This window comes from Acidovorax sp. GW821-FHT10E03 (assembly GCF_059415205.1).
Genome location: NZ_JBWKMU010000007.1, coordinates 303,883 through 320,454 on the forward strand (window position 1 = coordinate 303,883; position 16,572 = coordinate 320,454).

The window sequence follows — 16,572 nt, forward strand, 5'->3', positions numbered from 1 at the left end:
TTTGCAAACCGATCTGCAAACTTGTTGGCCCCGAGCCACTTTTTCAGCCGGTATTCACCGGCTGTGCGGCAGTGCCTTCGCACTGCCTATCGCCGGAAGTGTCCCTTGCGGGCCACCTCTGGCAAATCTCTGTCTCTTCTGCGCGGGCCGCTCAGGCCGCACTGCCCGAAGGCGTGCTTTCAGCGGCTGCCGGCTTGGCTGCAGCAGGCTTCTTCTTGCCCGGCGCGATCATCATGATCATCTGGCGGCCTTCCAGTTTGGGAAACTGCTCGATGATGATGGAATCGGCCAGCTCATCGCGAATGCGGTTGAGCAGCGCCAGACCCAGTTCCTGGTGGGTGATTTCACGGCCGCGGAAACGCAGCGTGATCTTGCACTTGTCACCATCGGCCAGGAAGCGGCGGATGTTGCGCATCTTGATGTTGTAGTCGCCATCGTCCGTGCCCGGACGGAATTTGACTTCCTTGATCTCGATCACCGTCTGCTTGGCTTTCGCCTCCGCAGCGCGCTTTTGCTCCTGGTACTTGAACTTGCCGTAGTCCATCAGGCGGCACACCGGTGGGTTCGCTGTGGCAGCGATTTCCACCAGATCCACATCCAGCTCGCCTGCCATGCGCAGGGCTTCCATGAGGCTGACCACGCCCAAAGGCTCATTCTCTGGCCCGGACAGACGGACTTCCGGGGCCATGATTTCACGGTTCAGGCGGTGCTTGCGCTCTTCACGGTGGCGACGATCACGAAATTCAGTAGCGATGGCTATCTTCCTTCAATCAAAATACTACAAAAAATGTAGCTACAACCGCACAGCTGGCATGCGACAAAGCACGTTTTGAATCAAACTCAGGCTTTGGTGGCGATGTCCTGGGCGATCAGCTCAGCGAACGCTTCGATGGACATCACTCCGAGGTCACGATTGCCCCGGCCGCGTACTGCAACGGCGCCTGCGGCCTTTTCCTTGTCGCCCGCGACGAGGATGTATGGCAGCTTTTGCAACGAATGCTCACGTATTTTATACGTAATCTTCTCATTGCGCAGATCGACCGCCACCCTAAGGTCTTGATTCGGCAGCGCTTTTTGCAGCTTTGCAGCAATTTCGCGACAGTAATCGGCCTGCGCATCGGTGATGTTGAGCACCGAAACCTGCACGGGCGCAAGCCACACCGGGAATGCGCCCGCATAGTGCTCGATCAGCATTCCGATGAAGCGCTCCATGCTGCCCACCGTGGCGCGGTGCAGCATCAACGGGCGCTTGCGGCTGCCGTCTTCGGCCACGTATTCCGCATCCAGGCGCTCGGGCAGGTTGGGGTCGATCTGCATCGTGCCGCACTGCCATTGCCGGCCCAGCGCGTCCTTGAGCGTGTACTCGATCTTGGGCCCATAGAACGCGCCCTCGCCTTCGGCGATCTCGAACTCGCAGCCCGAATGGCGCAGGCCATCCATCAGTGCCTTCTCGGCGCGGTCCCACGATTCATCGGTACCGATGCGCGCCTCGGGCCGTGTGGCCACCTTGTAGATGATGTCGGTGAAGCCGAAGTCCTTGTAGACCTTCTGCACCAGCGCCGTGTAGTTGGCGCACTCTTCCAGCACCTGTTCTTCGGTGCAGAAGATGTGGCCGTCGTCCTGCGTGAAGCCGCGCACGCGCATGATGCCGTGCAGGCCGCCCGTGGGCTCGTTGCGGTGGCAGGCACCGAACTCACCGTAGCGCAGCGGCAGGTCGCGGTAGCTCTTGATGCCCTGCTTGTAGATCAGGATGTGGCCGGGGCAGTTCATCGGCTTGAGCGCGTACTCGCGCTTTTCCGATTCGGTGGTGAACATGTTGTCGCGGTACTTGTCCCAGTGGCCCGTTTTCTCCCACAAGCTCTTGTCCAGGATCTGCGGCCCCTTGACCTCCTGGTAGCCGTTGTTGCGGTACACGCGGCGCATGTACTGCTCCACCTCCTGCCACAGCGCCCAGCCCTTGGGGTGCCAGAACACCGTGCCCGGCGAATGCTCGTCCATGTGGAACAGGTCCAGTTCGCGGCCAAGCTTGCGGTGGTCGCGCTTCTCGGCCTCTTCCAGCATCGTGAGGTATTGCTGCAACTCCTCCTTGGAGGTCCAGGCCGTGCCATAGATGCGCTGCAGCATCTCGTTGCGGTGGTCGCCGCGCCAGTAGGCGCCCGCCACCTTCATGAGCTTGAAGAACTTGAGCTTGCCCGTGCTGGGCACGTGGGGGCCACGGCACAGGTCTTCGAAATTGCCTTCGCGGTACAGGCTCACATCTTCATTGCTGGGGATGCTGGCAATAATCTCGGCCTTGTAGTGCTCCCCCAGGCCCTTGAAATAGGCCACGGCTTCGTCGCGCGGCAGCACGCGCCGCACCACGGGCTCGTCCTTGGCGGCCAACTCGGCCATGCGCTTTTCGATGGCCACCAAGTCTTCAGGCGTGAAAGGACGCTTGTGCGCGAAGTCGTAGAAGAAGCCGTTTTCGATCACCGGGCCGATGGTCACCTGCGCCTCGGGGAACAATTCCTTGACGGCATAGGCCAGCAAGTGGGCCGTGGAGTGGCGGATGACTTCCAGCCCATCGGCATCCTTGGCCGTCACGATCGCCAGCGGGCTGTCGGCCGTGATCTGGTAGCTGGTGTCCACCACCTTGTCGCCAATCTTGCCGGCCAGGGCGGCTTTGGCCAGGCCCGAACCAATGGATGCGGCCACTTCGGCCACCGTGACCGGACCCGGGAATTCGCGCTGCGAGCCGTCGGGAAGCGTGATGTGAATCATGGGATAACTCTTTCTTTTCGATCAGTGCAATGGGTGCGGGCACGCGCCAGGCCCAAAAACAAAAAAGCGCGGAACGGGTCCGCGCTTTCTGGAGGAGGTGTGCAATCTCGTGCAGGCGCGAACAGCCAGCCTCAACGGCCGGTCAACATCTCCGATGTAGTTCGCGGTGTCATAACCAGATTGCCTTTCTCGCTCTTGTGCAGTGAATTTGCCTTCATTTTACCCCTGCCGCCCGGGATCCTCCATTTGTGCCGGCGTTTACCCGGGGTTCAATGGTTTTTGCGCCACACAGTTGCGTTGCAAATACACGCCACCGCCCTCGCGAACACCGCGTGATGCCTGGCGGCTCGCCAAAATGTGAGACAGTAATGCAGTAATGCGCGCGAGCGCAGGCAGCACTCGAAACGACAGCGATACCACGCCCAGATGCCTGGCGAAGATGCCCCTGTGCGTATTGGCGCGTGACTTGACTTGCCTGCAAGGGCCGCCAGTGCTCTTGCCAGGACACGACCGCGCGCTCAAGCCCGTGCAACGCACGTCCGCCCTGCAGACCAGCCGCCACGGGCCCATTGGCTTATGAGAACGTTTATGCACCCAGAGATTTCCGTCGTCATCCCGGTCTACTGCGAAGAAAAGGGAATCCACGTCACGCTGCACGAAGTGGATAGATTCCTCAGCGCGACAGCATCTTCCTGGGAAATCGTGGTGGTGGATGACGGGTCTCGCGATGACACCTGGGGCCAGCTCAGCGCCATCTCCCAGAAAATTCCGCAGTTGAGGGCCCTGAAGCTGAGCCGCAACTTTGGAAAGGAGGCCGCGGTCTCCGCGGGAATGGAAGCCGCCAGGGGCAAGGCGGTTGTCATCATGGATGGAGACATGCAGCACCCCCCTTCCCTGCTGCCCCAGATGATCGAAACATGGCGCAGCGGCACGGTCGACATCGTGGAGGCCGTCAAGTCGAACAGGGGCGACGAAACCCGCCTGTCTGCGGCACGCGCCAAGCTCTTCTACTTCATATTGAGGGTGTTCTCCGGCCACGACCTCAAGGGTGCCTCAGACTACAAACTGCTGGACCGGCGGGTTGTCGACGCCTATCTCACCATGAAGGAGCGCAACGTTTTCTTCAGGGGCATGGTGAGCTGGATGGGTTTCCGCTCGATCCAGATTCCTTTCGAAGTGGAACCGCGGGTCGCTGGAGACTCCGGCTGGTCCGTCTTCGGATTGATCCGCCTTGCGGCCGTGGCAGTCACCAGTTTCAGCTCCTTCCCCCTGCACCTGATCACGATTTTCGGCGCGGTATTTCTGTGTTTCTCTGTGCTCCTGGGCATGCACACCATTTACATGAAACTGAGTGGAATGGCGGTTGACGGATTCACCACGGTCATACTGCTGCTGCTGATCATCGGCAGTTTTCTGATGATGGGCCTGGGAATCATTGGCGAATACCTGGCACGCATCTATGACGAAGTGAAGTACCGCCCGCGATACATCGTTTCCACGGAACTGCCCAAGGACGGGCCTTGACCCGATACGCACCGGTGCCGCCAGGGCAGCGCCACTGTGCCTGGCACGGGAACACCATCCATGGCATGCCAGCAGACGGCCGGTGAAAGCAAACCTTTGTGGCAACAGCCCTTCCGCCACCGCCTGCCGCAAGCCCACACTCACAATTACGGATACCCGCCACTGCCATGCCAAAGCTATCAAAGCTCCTTCGCTACGGCGTCGTGGGCGTTATCGGGGCGGTGTCGCACATGTCCACGCTCTTCCTCCTGGTGGAATTCGATTTCGCGGGCCCTGTCGTCGCCACCACCGCCGGGTTTCTGGTGGCGCTGCTGATCTCCTACGCAATGAACAGGATATGGACGTTCGGCTTCACCGGAAGCTATTGGGCATCGCTCGTCAAGTACTGCATCGTCTCGGTGATCGGACTGGGCCTGAACATCCTCATCATCAAGCTGTTCACGGACTATCTGGGCCTGTGGTACGGATGGGGAGCCTTCTTCGCCGTGGGCGCCGTCGCACTCAACAATTTTGTTCTGAACAACGCCTGGACCTTCACCCAGAAAGCCCCGTCCCGTTGATGCCACACGGCAGATAGCTGTCTGCCAAGAACATCCACATGGAAACAGAAGACATGCCGACAGCACCCCCTCCATCTGCCGACAGATCGCCGAGTCATTGGATTGCATTGCTCTTCATTGCGCTGCTGGGCGCGATCCAGATCTATTTTTACGACATCACGTTCCACAGCCCGGATCAGATCAGGGACATGGAAATTGCACGGAAGCTGATCCACAACGGCGAATGGCCCTTGCGCGGCCCTCCACGTTTTGGAGAACGCCTGAGCCTGCCCCCCCCGGGTTTTACTATCTGCTCGCGGCCCCCCTGCTGATCCGGGACAGCGAAGTTTCCGTATTCATCGCCTTCGGCATCCTCTTCGCGTTGTCGGTGTGGTACCTGTGGAGGAACATCAGCGCCTGTTTCGGCCCGCGGTGTGCGCTTGCCTACGCCGTGCTGGCATTCCCGGTCTGTTCATCGCTGTAGCTGCGCCGTGACAGCGGTAGTGCCCACCTTCACCCCGCAGAGCGGGCACCTCGCTGCGGGGCCCGCCAGCTTGCCATTCGAGGAGCGGTGGAAGCTGCGGCGAAACCCCATGAAAAAAGCCACCCCGCAGGGTGGCTTTCTTGTCTTGCTGTCTCCCCATCCCCCTGTGCGGGGGACGCCGGATCAGTGGAACTGCTCTTCTTCGGTCGAACCCGTCAGGGCCTTCACGGAGGACGAGCCACCCTGGATCACCGTGGTCACGTCGTCGAAGTAGCCTGCGCCCACTTCCTGCTGGTGCGACACGAAGGTGTAGCCCTTTTCGCGTGCTGCGAATTCTGGCTCTTGCACCATTTCGGTGTAGTGCTTCATGCCTTCGCCCTGGGCGTATGCATGGGCGAACTGGAAGGTGTTGAACCAGTTGATATGGATGCCGGCCAGCGTGATGAACTGGTACTTGTAGCCCAGTGCCGACAGGTCTTCCTGGAACGAAGCGATCTGCTTGTCGTTGAGGTTCTTCTTCCAGTTGAACGATGGCGAGCAGTTGTACGACAGCAGCTTGCCGGGGCAGGCGGCGTGCACGGCCTGGGCGAATTCACGGGCGAAGCCGATGTCCGGCACGCCGGTTTCGCACCACACCAGGTCGGCGTAGGGGGCGTAGGCCACGCCACGGCTGATGGCTTGCTCCAGGCCGTTCTTGACGCGGTAGAAGCCTTCTTGCGTGCGCTCACCAGTCAGGAAAGGCTTGTCGTTGGCGTCGTGGTCGGACGTGATCAGGTTGGCGGCTTCTGCGTCGGTGCGGGCCAGCACGATGGTGGACACGCCCATCACGTCGGCCGCGAAACGTGCGGAAATCAGCTTCTCGCAGGCTTCCTGCGTGGGCACCAGCACCTTGCCACCCATGTGGCCGCACTTCTTCACGGCCGCCAGCTGGTCTTCGAAGTGAACGCCTGCGGCGCCCGACTGGATCATGTTCTTCATGAGTTCGAAGGCATTCAGCACGCCGCCGAAACCGGCTTCCGCATCGGCCACGATGGGCAGGAAGTAGTCGATGAACTCCTTGTCGCCGGGGTTGATGCCACGGCCCCACTGGATTTCGTCGGCACGCTTGAAGGTGTTGTTGATGCGGCGGACCATGGTCGGCACCGAGTCATACGCGTACAGCGACTGGTCGGGGTACATGGTTTCGCTGGTGTTGCCGTCGGCGGCCACTTGCCAGCCCGACAGGTACACGGCTTCGAGGCCTGCCTTGGCCTGCTGCATGGCCTGGCCGGCGGAGATGGCGCCAAACGCGTTCACGTAGCCCTTCTTGGCCCCGCCGTTGATCTTGTCCCACAGCTTTTCGGCACCGCGCTTGGCCAGCGTGTGCTCGATGGGCAGCGAGCCGCGCAGGCGCACCACGTCAGCGGCGGAGTAGCCGCGCTTCACACCCTTCCAGCGGGGGTTGGTCGCCCAGTCTTTTTCCAGGGCGGCAATTTGCTGTTCGCGGCTCAGTTGTTCGTTGAGGGATTGGGGCATGAGATCACTCCAGGGGTTGGTTGAAAACGCCGGGCTGCTGCGTGCTGCCCTTGGGAACAACTTTAAGTCTTCTATAAGACTTGCGCAAGCTCTTATGTCTTATAGAAGAGATAAATTTTCTTCTTTCAAAACAACAGCTTACACACAACATTTCTCAATACAGAAATTGATTTCTCATATCGAGAAAAATTGCGGCAATGCAACATCTATCGTATTCCAAATCATGAAATCCAATTTCCGCATTGCAAAAGATTGATCAGGAATCGGCTGGCGGCTGCAGAGCCTGCAGCCAATCCCCCCCGGCGATGCGCTGGGCGGACTCCACGTACCTCGGGTTGACCTCATAGACCAGGCAGGGAACGCTGCGTCCCTCGACCTCGACCACGATGTCGCGCTTGGCATATTCGTCGCTCGGATTGGCGCCCAGGTCCTCGATCTCGTCCAGAACGGATTCCAGCGCCGGCGCGATGGCATAGACCTCCCCGGTCACCGACCGCCCTCCACCCAGCGTCATGCCGGGATACCCCCCGAGGTGATAGAGGCTGCCCGCCACCCGGGCCATCCCGATGAACCTTGGCGCCGGCCGCAGGCGGTTGATGTCGTTGGTGCCGCCGCGCCGCAGCGTTCCATAGACAAAGACATGGCGTGCGGGGGGGGCGGGCACGGATTCGTCGGGCATGATGCGCACTCTTTTTCGTTGAACGATCACCAGTCTAGTGAACACCACGCCCAGCCGCCCCTTCGCCTACGTGTGCCTGGCCCTCAGCATGGCGCTGGTCGGCAGCTATGTGGCACTGTCCAAGCCCCTGGCGACGGCACTGCCCGTGTTCCTGCTCGCATGGCTGCGCTTTGGCATTGGCGGCTTGGCGATGCTGCACTGGCTCAGAAAGCCTGTGGAGGAACCCCCGCTCACACGGCAAACCCGGCGGCTGCTGTTTCTGCAATCGTTTCTGGGCAACTTCCTGTTCACCGTCTGCATGCTGTACGGCGTGAGCCTGACCAACGCCGTCTCGGCCGGCGTCACCCTGGCCGCGATACCCGCTGCGGTAGCCGTGATGGGCTGGGTCTTCCTGCGCGAGAAGGTCGCGCCGCGCACCTGGGCGGCCGTGGCCTGCGCAGTGGCCGGCATTGTCTTGTTTTCGCTATCAACACAAGAGCATTCAGCGCACATTGCACAAGCGCCAGATGCCCAAAACATGCAAGATCTGGCATGGCTGGGCCCCTTGCTTCTGGTGGGTGCCGTGGTGTGCGAGGCCGCCTATACGGTGATCGGAAAGAAGCTCACGGGCAGCCTCGGGCCCAAACGCATCACCTCGCTCATCAACCTGTGGGGCTTCGTGCTGTCCACCCCCTTCGGCCTGTATGCGGCCTGGCAATTCGACTTTGCCGCCGTGGGCTGGGGCACGTGGACGCTGCTGGTGTTCTACGCGCTGGCCGCCTGCGTGTGGACGGTCTGGCTGTGGATGACCGGCCTCAAGGCCGTCCCGGCGGCGCAGGGGGGCGTTTTTTCGGTGATGCTGCCTGTCAGCGCGGCCCTCGTGGGCGTGCTGGTGCTCGGCGAATCGCTCACAGGCCTGCAATGGGCGGCATTTGCCATTGCCCTGGCCAGCGTGCTGATGGCCACCCTGCCCTCACGCGCTGCCTTGCGCGTGGGCCGGCGTGCCAGCTGAGGCGCGGCCCACGGCCTGCGGCCTCCCCCCGTTCATGCAGCCAGGGGCCCCGCGCTGACCACGATGCCGTCTGCGTCGGCATACAGCCAGTCGCCCGGCCGCACCCAGACGCCCTGGATCTGCACCGCGACATCGCGCTGCCCTTCGCCCCGCCGCTCGGTGGGCAGCGGCATCAGCGCCAATGCGCGGATGCCCACGGCGGCCGCATTGAGCTCGGCCAGATCGCGCACGCAGCCATCGACCACCAGGCCCGCCCAGCCATTGCGTGCCGCGGCGGCGGCCAGGTTGCCGCCCACCAGCGCCCGGCGCAGCGACGCCCCGCCGTCCACCACCAGCACGCGGCCCACTCCAGGCGACTCCACCGCGGCCTTCACGTGGGTGTTGTCCTCGTGGCACTTGACGGTGCTGACCGCGCCCGCGAACGCAGCCACACCGCCAAAGCTCTGGAAGACCGGGGGCAGCACACGAAAGGCCCCGCCCATGTCCCCCTTGTGCACATCGCAGAAATCGCAGGTGCTGAATGCGTTGACAGGAAGTGCAGCGGTCATTTTCAAAGGCCTTTCAAACAGGAAAAGAAGGAAAGAGACGGGACGGGACCTGCCGCCAGCGGTCCGTTTCCAGCTTCGGGCGGGCCACCGGCGCCGTGGTGCGTCCGGCATTGTCATACAGACCTCCCGGACGCCATCCAGGCATGCGCTGCCATAGGGAAAACGCGTGCACACGCACCGCTTTGTCAAGGAAGGAGCGCCGCGCACGCGACTTATTGGCCCGCACGCGGCGCCACGGCTACAAATCGAGGCAAAAAAAGCCGTTTCTCCCTTGGAAACGCGTTTTTTTCCCAGTAGCATCAGCCTGCCAGTGGGACAGCCTAGTTTTCGCTGGTGAAAATTTACTTCCAACAAGGAAAACCCAACATGGCAACTGCAAAAAAAGCTCCGGCAAAAACAGCCCCCGCAGCCAAGACGGCTGCTGCCCCCGCCAAGAAGCGCACCCCCAACGCTGCCTTCATGAAGGCGCTCACGCCCAGCCCCGCGCTGGCCGCCGTGGTGGGCTCGGCACCGCTGCCGCGCACGGAGATCATCAGCAAGCTGTGGGTCTACATCAAGGCCAACAACCTGCAGGACGCCACCAACAAGCGCAACATCAATGCCGACGCCAAGCTCAAGGAATTGTTCGGCAAGCCCCAGGTGTCGATGTTTGAACTCGCCGGCCTCATTGGCAAGCACGTCAAGTAAGCGCTTCGCGCCCCCCCGAAAAAGCCGGCTCTGCCGGCTTTTTTTCGTCCGTACCCAGGCAAAGTGTGGCGTGTAAACATCAATGCAAATGAGAATGACCCTCATTCGATGTAACATAAAGATGCACGAAGAAGCATGACTTTGTGACGTATTTCTCACAAGCGTCATTGCATCCGGCTCGTTTGCGGCGCACATCGGGCGCCGACCTGCACATCCCCCATCGACGGAGTCCATCTTGGCAAAATCACGCGCTCAGCGCCGCAGCACCGCGCTGCGTCAAACCGCATCCCCTGTTTCCACCGCCACCGGCGCATCGTCCGACATGGCCCTGCTGCCCCTGGGCGCCCTGATGCTGGCCGCCTCCATGGGCGCCATGGCCCAGTCCGGCACACCGGAAGCCACCATGTCCACCGTGACGGTGCAGGAAGCGGCCGAAGTGCAAGGCAAGGACACCCTGCTGCTCAAGAAGACCACCGTCGGCAAGGGCAACCAGGGCATCAAGGACATCCCCCAGTCCGTGACGGTGTTCACCGAAAAGCTCATGAACGACCGCAATCAGGACGACTTCCGCGAGGTGCTACGCACCACGGCGGGCGTGACCTTCCAGTCGGGCGAAACGGGTGAAGAAGACGTGCGCATGCGCGGCTTCTCGCTGGGCCTGGCCGGTGACATCTATGTGGACGGCATGAAGGACGCTCCACTGATCGAGCGCGACACGTTTAACAACGACCGCATCGAAGTCCTCAAGGGCTCGGCCTCCATGCTGTTCGGCAAGGGCTCGACCGGCGGCATCGTCAACCAGGTCAACAAGTACCCGCTGCTGATCGACCAGCACGAAGCCAGCTACACCTTCGGCACCGGCCAGTTCCACCGCGCCACGGGCGACTTCAACTGGAAGACCGGCGAAAACGCGGCCTTCCGTCTGAACGCCATGGTGCAGGAGTACGACAACTACGGCGCCAAGCAGGACAAGCGCGGCATTGCGCCCACCTTCGCCTGGGGCATCGGCACGCGCGATGAATTCTCCATCGGCCTGTACTACCTCGAATCCAAGGGCCGTCCGCTGTACAACCACCCCTGGCGCGTGGTCGACGGCAAGATCAACACGCCGCTGGATGCCCGCAACTACTACGGCCTGGCCAGCGACCACAACGACACCTCGTCGCAGTACGTCACGCTGGGCCACATCCACCGCTTCGACGACAACGGCGAGCTGACCACGCGCCTGCGCTACGGCAAATACGAGCGCGACCTGCTGGCCAGCACCATCGGCTTTCAGAACGGCAACATCACGCTGGGCCAGATCAATGGCAGCACCGTGCTGACCCGTGGCTCCAAGGGCCGCCTGGGCGAGAGCGAAGTGCTGCAGGTGCAAAGCGACTACAACAACACCTTCAACTGGGGCGGCCGCAAGCACGCGGTGCTGGCCGGCGTCGACTACTACGACGACGATGCCAAGCGCAACCAGAACTACGCCAACACCACGCCGCGCCCCAACACCACCGTGGGCTCGCCCAACGATGGCGCCTGGGTGGCCGACGGCCGCGCACCGGTGCAGTGGAACACCTTCACCTCGCGCAACCTGGGCCTGTACTTCCAGGACACGGTCGCGATCAACGACACCCTGAAGCTGGTGGGCGGCCTGCGCTACGACAACTTCAGGGCTTCCTACAAGAACGCCACCGGCGCGCTGAGCAACTCCCGCTCCGACAGCCTGGTCAGCCCCCGCGTGGGCCTGCTGTTCCAGCCTACCGAGCTGACCTCGTACTACGTGTCGTACGGCACCTCGTACAACACCTCGGGCGACACGTACCAGTTCGGCAACCCCGGCGCCGGCACGGCGCGCACGGCCAACACCGACCCCGAAAAGAGCCGCAACTTCGAGATCGGCAGCAAGTTCGAGCTGTTCGAGCGCCGTGCCCTGCTGGGTGTGGCCGCGTTCTACAGCCAGAAGTACAACGAGCGCAACACCGACCCCGACACCGCAGCCCAGCAAGAGCTGCTGTCCGGCAAGCGCCACGCCACCGGCATGGAATTCAACCTCGCCGGCCGCCTGACGCCCCAGTGGGAACTGTTCGCCAACCACACCTGGATCCCCTCGGCCAAGATCGACCACAGCAATGTGGTGGTGCCCGCCAATGGCGGTGGTGCCCAGGCGCAGGGCGACCGCCCAGGCCTCACGCCCAAGCACAGCGGCAGCGTGTGGACGACCTACGCCGTCACCTCCAAGGTGCGCGTGGGCGCTGGCGTGACCTACCGCGGCAAGCAAAACCCCGAAGGCTCGCGTGCCGTGTACGCCAGCGGCTTCGCGGTGATGGACGCCATGGTCGAATACGCGTTCGACGACAAGACCACGCTGAAGCTCAACGTCAACAACCTGTTCGACCGCACCTATGCGGACGGCCTGTACCGCGGCTTCTACACGCCGGGCACGGCGCGTTCCGTGCAGCTGTCGCTCAAGACGCGCTTCTGATGCACTGAAAGTGCCGATGTTCTGACGAAACGACTCCGCCCCTTCACTGGGGCGGAGTCACAATCGGACCCCATGTTCCTGCACATCAAAGACGTACTGACGGCCGAAGAGGCCGCCCTGTTCCGGCAAAAGCTCTGGGCGGCCGACACCCCCTGGGTGGATGGCGCCCGCAGCGCGGGCAGCCAGGCCGTGCACCAGAAGAACAACCTGCAACTCGCGCAGGGCAGCGAGCTGTCGGCCCAGCTGCAAGGCATCGTCAAGGCCGCGCTGGCCCGCAATGCGCTGTTCTTCTCGGCCGCCCTGCCCCGGCGCATCTACAACCCGCTGTTCAACAACTACGGCGACGGCGCCAACTTCTATGGCCGCCATGTGGACAGCGCCGTCATGCACTCCAAGGCAGACAGCTGCTGGGTGCGCAGCGACCTGTCGTGCACGCTGTTCCTGACCCCGCCGGACGAATACGACGGCGGCGAACTGGTCGCCACCGAAGCCTGGGGCGAAAAACGCATCAAGCTGCCGGCCGGCGACATGATCCTGTACCCCAGCAGCACCGTGCACCAGGTGTCGCCCGTCACCCGCGGCCACCGCATCAGCAGCTTCTTCTGGGTGGAAAGCATGGTGCGCGGGCTGGAGCAGCGCCAGCTCTTGTTCGACATGGACATGGCCCTGCTGCGGCTGCGCCAGAGCGTGGGTGAAACGGATCCTTCGGTCATCGCCCTGTCGGGCACGTACCACAACCTGCTGCGCATGTGGGCCGACGTGTGAGCGCCACCCCTTTCGCTCCTTTATTGATAGCACCTTGCGCGCTCTGAACAAACGCCAGGTGCTTTTTTCATTGCCATGACCCACGTCCCCGCACGCCAACCGCTTCCTCCGGGCATCGTCAGCCTGGCCGACCACGAGCAGCAGGCCCGGCGGCACCTGGACGACAACGCCTGGGCCTACTTCAGTGGCGGCGCGGCCGATGAGATCAGCCTGCGCAGCAACCGCAGCGCATGGGACGCCCTGCCCCTGTGGCCCCGCGTGCTGCGTCCGCTGACGGGCGGGCACACCCGCGTCCAGCTGCTGGGCCGCACGCTGGCACACCCCATCCTGCTGGCACCCGTCGCCTTTCAGCGCCTGGCCCACGCCGACGGCGAGTTGGCGATGGCCTACGCGGCTGCGGCCCTGGGCGCGGGGGTGGTGCTGAGCACCCAGGCGAGCGTGTCGCTGGAGAGCATTGCCCAGGCCGTACTGCCCGACCCCGGCCGCGGTCCGCTGTGGTTTCAGCTGTACCTGCAGCCAGACCGTGGCTTGACCCGCGCACTGGCACAGCGCGCCGAGGCCGCAGGGTTCGAAGCCCTGGTGCTGACCGTGGACGCGCCCGCCAGCGGCGCACGCGACCGCGAGCGCCGCACAGGCTTTCGCCTGCCGCCCGGCATCGGCCCCGTCAATCTGGCCGGCATGCAGGCGCCGCCCACCCCACCCCTCGGCGCGGACCAGAGCGCGCTGTTCGACGGGCTGCTGCACCACGCCCCCACGTGGGACGACGTGGCGTGGCTGCAGTCCGTGACCCGGCTGCCCGTGCTGCTCAAAGGCGTGCTGCACCCGGCGGATGCGCGCCAGGCCGTGGCGGCCGGCGTTGCGGGCGTCATCGTGTCCAACCACGGCGGGCGCACGCTGGACACCGCCCCGGCCACGGCCACCGCCCTGCCGCGCGTGGTGCAGGCCGTGGGCGGCGCACTGCCGGTGCTGGTGGATGGCGGCATCCGGCGCGGCACCGACGTGCTCAAAGCGATGGCGCTGGGGGCATCCGCCGTGCTGGTGGGGCGCCCGGCCGTCTGGGGGCTGGCCAATGCGGGGGCCACCGGCGTCGCCCACGTGCTGCGCCTGCTGCGCGACGAGCTCGAGATCGCCATGGCGCTCACCGGCTGCGCCACGCTGGCAGACGCCACGCCAGCCTTGCTCACCGCAGACAGCCCCGGCTGAGGCGGCGCCTTTGCGCCGGTTTCTCCCTCATGGCAGAAATGGCTTATTGCAAATGCGATAGATTCTTATTTATAATGGCGACACCTTCAACAGCCAGCCACACTGCCTGCCGCCATGATCGTCTGTGTTTGCCGCCGGATTTCCGACCGTGAGATTGCCCGCCACGCACGTGCGGGCATGAGCTTTGACGAAATCCAGTTCGAGCTGGGCGTGGCCACCCAATGCGGATGCTGCGAAAGCTGTGCCCGCGACGTGGTGGCACAGTGCAGCGCATCGAATCCGGTGGCGGCCCTGCACAATGAGGCAGCGCCGCAAACGATCCAGCTTGCCAGCTCCATCCTGGAAAGCAAGTCATGGAACTCCTCTCAACGCTCGCTGGCAGCCTGATCCTCGTCGCAGGCTCGGCCTGGTGGATCTTTCGCAAATAATCAAGGTCTTTTAGGGCGCTAGCGCTTGATCCACAAGCGCTAGCTGCTATCATTTTTATGTCTCACCCAGATCGTTTTGCCACCCCCGGGGGGTTCAGCCGCAACACCGTGATCGTGGGCTCCGTCGTCGCACTGCATGTTGCGGGCCTCTGGGCCCTGCAGTCGGGCCTGCTGCGCCGCGCGGCCGAAGTCATCGTGCCGGCGGAATTGCTGACGGAATTCATCGCACCACCCGCGCCCCCCAAGGTCACGCCACCGCCTCCCGCGCCGCCACCCCCTCCCAAGCCGGCCCCGAAGGCCGCCCCGCGCCCCGCACCCATGCCGGTGGCCATCGCGGACCCCACGCCCGCCCCCAATGCCCCCACGGGCATCACCACCCCGCAGCCGCCGGCACCGCCCATCGAGGCGCCCATGGCCCCGCCCGCACCGGCGCCAGCCCCTCCAGCGCCCCCCGCGCCGCCCAAGATCGAACTGCCGTCCAGCGACGCCGCCTACCTGAACAACCCCAAACCCAGCTATCCGGCCATCAGCAAGCGCATGGGCGAGCAGGGAAAGGTGGTGCTGCGGGTGCTGATCGGCACCGACGGCCTGCCCCAGAAGGTCGAAATCAACAAGTCCAGCGGCTTCGACCGGCTGGACCGACAGGCCCAGGAAGCCGTCATGCGCTGGCGCTTCGTGCCCGGCAAACGCAACGGCGTGCCCGAGACCATGTGGAACCTGGTCCCTGTCAACTTCGTTCTCGAATAACCAAATCACCGCTTTAGGGAGTTTTTCTCATGGAATCGCAATTCGGCATCGCCAACGTCTGGATCCAGGGTGACTTCGTCACCCGCGCCGTCGCCATCCTGCTGCTGGCCATGTCGCTGGCCTCGTGGATCGTCATCCTCATCAAGGCGCTGGACATCATCAAGTTCAAGAAGCACGCCCGCACCGCGCAGGACTTCTGGCACAGCGAGGACTTCGCCGCCGGCCTGACCAAGCTGGGCACGGACCCGACCAACCCCTTCCGCCACCTGGCGCTGGAAGGCCGTGAAGCCACCGCCCACCACCGCAACACCAAGGCCCACCTGCACGACACGCTGGACGTGAGCGACTGGGTCACCCGCTGCCTGCGCAATTGCATCGACGAGTTCACCTCGCGCCTGCAGTCGGGCCTGGCCATCCTGGCCTCGGTCGGCTCCACCGCCCCCTTCATCGGCCTGTTCGGCACCGTCTGGGGCATCTACCACGCGCTGCTGGCCATCGGCACCTCGGGCCAGTCCACCATCGACAAGGTGGCCGGCCCCATCGGCGAAGCGCTGATCATGACCGCCCTGGGCCTGGCCGTGGCCATCCCCGCCGTGCTGGGCTACAACGCCCTCGTGCGCGGCAACAAGTCCATCCTGGGCGGCCTCAACAGCTTCGCCCACGACCTGCACGCCTACTTCGTCACCGGCGCCCGCGTGAGCGCGGCGGGCGAACAGGGCAAGGTGCTGCCCATGAAGAAAGGCGGCTGAGCCATGGCTTTCGGAACGCAAGACGATGCCGATGACGTGATGAACGAGATCAACATGACGCCGCTGGTGGACGTCATGCTGGTGCTGCTCATCATCTTCATCATCACCGTGCCCGTCATGAAGCACTCGGTGAACGTGGACCTGCCACGCGCCACGAACCAGCCCGAGAACATCAAGCCCGAGACGGTGCGCCTGTCGGTATCGGCCGACGGCAAGTACTACTGGAACGAGTCGCAGGTCACGGAGGAAGAACTCTTCCCGCGCCTGCAGGTCGAGGCGGCCAAGGAGCCGCAGCCCGATCTGCACATCCGCGGCGACAAGGAAGTGCGCTACGAGCGCGTGGCCCAGGCCATGGCCGCCGCGCAACGCGCTGGCGTGCGCAAGATCGGTTTCGTGACCGACCCCGCGCCCTGAAGACAGTCAATCAGTCAGACAATCCGCCAGCGTCCTGCGCGCCAAAAACCCGCCCGGCCCGGCCGC

The 16,572-nt window shown here is 63.5% G+C and carries 18 protein-coding genes; 13 read left to right on the forward strand and 5 right to left on the reverse strand.

What is annotated here, in order from left to right; genetic code table 11:
• Window positions 1-151: 151 nt before the first annotated feature.
• Window positions 152-760 carry a translation initiation factor IF-3 gene (gene infC, locus AC07OD_RS14790; RefSeq protein WP_370627732.1) on the reverse strand — a complete coding sequence of 203 codons (609 nt, stop codon included), beginning with the start codon at window positions 758-760 and terminating at the stop codon, window positions 152-154.
• An 80-nt stretch (window positions 761-840) separates the two neighbouring features.
• Complete coding sequence (gene thrS, locus AC07OD_RS14795; protein ID WP_494597345.1) at window positions 841-2,760, reverse strand: threonine--tRNA ligase; 1,920 nt, start codon at window positions 2,758-2,760, stop codon at window positions 841-843.
• 588 nt (window positions 2,761-3,348) lie between these two features.
• Between thrS and AC07OD_RS14800 the strand changes: the two genes are divergently transcribed.
• From AC07OD_RS14800 to AC07OD_RS14810, 3 genes are all read left to right on the forward strand, one after another.
• The gene (locus AC07OD_RS14800) at window positions 3,349-4,284 is read left to right on the forward strand and encodes a glycosyltransferase family 2 protein (protein WP_492807632.1); all 936 of its coding nucleotides are present in this window, start codon (window positions 3,349-3,351) and stop codon (window positions 4,282-4,284) included.
• 167 nt (window positions 4,285-4,451) lie between these two features.
• Entirely contained in the window at window positions 4,452-4,844 is a 393-nt protein-coding gene (locus AC07OD_RS14805) for a GtrA family protein (protein ID WP_218297545.1), read from the forward strand.
• 38 nt (window positions 4,845-4,882) lie between these two features.
• On the forward strand, window positions 4,883-5,155 hold the full coding sequence (locus AC07OD_RS14810) for a hypothetical protein (protein ID WP_494597346.1): 273 nt from the start codon (window positions 4,883-4,885) through the stop codon (window positions 5,153-5,155).
• A 335-nt stretch (window positions 5,156-5,490) separates the two neighbouring features.
• Here the strand turns inward: AC07OD_RS14810 and aceA are convergent, their stop codons facing one another.
• Window positions 5,491-6,822: an isocitrate lyase gene (aceA, locus tag AC07OD_RS14815; RefSeq protein WP_055402695.1), complete on the reverse strand. Its 1,332-nt coding sequence runs from the start codon at window positions 6,820-6,822 to the stop codon at window positions 5,491-5,493.
• On the opposite strand from aceA, the gene AC07OD_RS14820 reads away from it, so the two are divergent.
• On the forward strand, window positions 6,821-7,078 hold the full coding sequence (locus tag AC07OD_RS14820; RefSeq protein WP_494597347.1) for a hypothetical protein: 258 nt from the start codon (window positions 6,821-6,823) through the stop codon (window positions 7,076-7,078). The genes aceA and AC07OD_RS14820 overlap by 2 nt on opposite strands.
• On the opposite strand, the gene AC07OD_RS14825 is transcribed toward AC07OD_RS14820, so the two are convergent.
• Window positions 7,079-7,501: a gamma-glutamylcyclotransferase family protein gene (locus tag AC07OD_RS14825; protein WP_492246488.1), complete on the reverse strand. Its 423-nt coding sequence runs from the start codon at window positions 7,499-7,501 to the stop codon at window positions 7,079-7,081.
• An 88-nt stretch (window positions 7,502-7,589) separates the two neighbouring features.
• Here AC07OD_RS14825 and AC07OD_RS14830 point away from each other — a divergent pair, with 88 nt between their 5' ends.
• A complete protein-coding gene (locus AC07OD_RS14830) occupies window positions 7,590-8,492 on the forward strand; it encodes a DMT family transporter (RefSeq protein ID WP_494597375.1) in 903 nt (300 codons plus the stop codon).
• Between the two features lie 32 nt (window positions 8,493-8,524).
• Here AC07OD_RS14830 and rraA read toward each other — a convergent pair whose 3' ends face one another.
• A complete protein-coding gene (gene rraA, locus AC07OD_RS14835) occupies window positions 8,525-9,040 on the reverse strand; it encodes a ribonuclease E activity regulator RraA (RefSeq protein ID WP_494597348.1) in 516 nt (171 codons plus the stop codon).
• Between the two features lie 366 nt (window positions 9,041-9,406).
• Between rraA and AC07OD_RS14840 the strand changes: the two genes are divergently transcribed.
• The 8 genes from AC07OD_RS14840 to AC07OD_RS14875 all read left to right on the forward strand — a co-directional run bounded on the left by AC07OD_RS14840 (window position 9,407) and on the right by AC07OD_RS14875 (window position 16,506).
• Window positions 9,407-9,727, forward strand: a complete 321-nt coding sequence (locus tag AC07OD_RS14840; RefSeq protein WP_055402700.1) for an SWIB/MDM2 domain-containing protein — start codon at window positions 9,407-9,409, stop codon at window positions 9,725-9,727.
• Window positions 9,728-10,049: 322 nt separating this feature from the next.
• Window positions 10,050-12,200: a TonB-dependent receptor gene (locus AC07OD_RS14845; RefSeq protein WP_494597376.1), complete on the forward strand. Its 2,151-nt coding sequence runs from the start codon at window positions 10,050-10,052 to the stop codon at window positions 12,198-12,200.
• A 72-nt stretch (window positions 12,201-12,272) separates the two neighbouring features.
• A complete protein-coding gene (locus AC07OD_RS14850) occupies window positions 12,273-12,965 on the forward strand; it encodes a Fe2+-dependent dioxygenase (RefSeq protein WP_494597349.1) in 693 nt (230 codons plus the stop codon).
• 75 nt (window positions 12,966-13,040) lie between these two features.
• Window positions 13,041-14,168, forward strand: coding sequence for an alpha-hydroxy acid oxidase (locus AC07OD_RS14855; RefSeq protein WP_494597350.1), 1,128 nt, complete (start codon window positions 13,041-13,043; stop codon window positions 14,166-14,168).
• Window positions 14,169-14,282: 114 nt separating this feature from the next.
• The gene (locus tag AC07OD_RS14860; protein WP_218297553.1) at window positions 14,283-14,555 is read left to right on the forward strand and encodes a (2Fe-2S)-binding protein; all 273 of its coding nucleotides are present in this window, start codon (window positions 14,283-14,285) and stop codon (window positions 14,553-14,555) included.
• 98 nt (window positions 14,556-14,653) lie between these two features.
• Entirely contained in the window at window positions 14,654-15,343 is a 690-nt protein-coding gene (locus AC07OD_RS14865; protein ID WP_218297554.1) for an energy transducer TonB, read from the forward strand.
• A gap of 29 nt (window positions 15,344-15,372) precedes the next feature.
• Window positions 15,373-16,092: a MotA/TolQ/ExbB proton channel family protein gene (locus AC07OD_RS14870; protein WP_218297555.1), complete on the forward strand. Its 720-nt coding sequence runs from the start codon at window positions 15,373-15,375 to the stop codon at window positions 16,090-16,092.
• 3 nt (window positions 16,093-16,095) lie between these two features.
• Complete coding sequence (locus AC07OD_RS14875) at window positions 16,096-16,506, forward strand: ExbD/TolR family protein (protein ID WP_218297556.1); 411 nt, start codon at window positions 16,096-16,098, stop codon at window positions 16,504-16,506.
• Window positions 16,507-16,572: the final 66 nt, after the last annotated feature.

What these genes read in the sequence shown, in the direction of transcription:
- aceA (WP_055402695.1), bottom strand. Translation starts at nt 6,822, where the DNA reads ATGCCCCAATCCCTCAACGAACAACTGAGCCGCGAACAGCAAATTGCC.
- AC07OD_RS14845 (WP_494597376.1), top strand. Translation starts at nt 10,050, where the DNA reads ATGGCCCTGCTGCCCCTGGGCGCCCTGATGCTGGCCGCCTCCATGGGC.
- rraA (WP_494597348.1), bottom strand. Translation starts at nt 9,040, where the DNA reads ATGACCGCTGCACTTCCTGTCAACGCATTCAGCACCTGCGATTTCTGC.
- AC07OD_RS14860 (WP_218297553.1), top strand. Translation starts at nt 14,283, where the DNA reads ATGATCGTCTGTGTTTGCCGCCGGATTTCCGACCGTGAGATTGCCCGC.
- AC07OD_RS14810 (WP_494597346.1), top strand. Translation starts at nt 4,883, where the DNA reads ATGGAAACAGAAGACATGCCGACAGCACCCCCTCCATCTGCCGACAGA.
- AC07OD_RS14875 (WP_218297556.1), top strand. Translation starts at nt 16,096, where the DNA reads ATGGCTTTCGGAACGCAAGACGATGCCGATGACGTGATGAACGAGATC.
- thrS (WP_494597345.1), bottom strand. Translation starts at nt 2,760, where the DNA reads ATGATTCACATCACGCTTCCCGACGGCTCGCAGCGCGAATTCCCGGGT.
- AC07OD_RS14870 (WP_218297555.1), top strand. Translation starts at nt 15,373, where the DNA reads ATGGAATCGCAATTCGGCATCGCCAACGTCTGGATCCAGGGTGACTTC.
- AC07OD_RS14865 (WP_218297554.1), top strand. Translation starts at nt 14,654, where the DNA reads ATGTCTCACCCAGATCGTTTTGCCACCCCCGGGGGGTTCAGCCGCAAC.
- AC07OD_RS14820 (WP_494597347.1), top strand. Translation starts at nt 6,821, where the DNA reads ATGAGATCACTCCAGGGGTTGGTTGAAAACGCCGGGCTGCTGCGTGCT.
- AC07OD_RS14850 (WP_494597349.1), top strand. Translation starts at nt 12,273, where the DNA reads ATGTTCCTGCACATCAAAGACGTACTGACGGCCGAAGAGGCCGCCCTG.
- AC07OD_RS14830 (WP_494597375.1), top strand. Translation starts at nt 7,590, where the DNA reads ATGGCGCTGGTCGGCAGCTATGTGGCACTGTCCAAGCCCCTGGCGACG.
- AC07OD_RS14825 (WP_492246488.1), bottom strand. Translation starts at nt 7,501, where the DNA reads ATGCCCGACGAATCCGTGCCCGCCCCCCCCGCACGCCATGTCTTTGTC.
- AC07OD_RS14805 (WP_218297545.1), top strand. Translation starts at nt 4,452, where the DNA reads ATGCCAAAGCTATCAAAGCTCCTTCGCTACGGCGTCGTGGGCGTTATC.
- AC07OD_RS14855 (WP_494597350.1), top strand. Translation starts at nt 13,041, where the DNA reads ATGACCCACGTCCCCGCACGCCAACCGCTTCCTCCGGGCATCGTCAGC.
- AC07OD_RS14840 (WP_055402700.1), top strand. Translation starts at nt 9,407, where the DNA reads ATGGCAACTGCAAAAAAAGCTCCGGCAAAAACAGCCCCCGCAGCCAAG.
- AC07OD_RS14800 (WP_492807632.1), top strand. Translation starts at nt 3,349, where the DNA reads ATGCACCCAGAGATTTCCGTCGTCATCCCGGTCTACTGCGAAGAAAAG.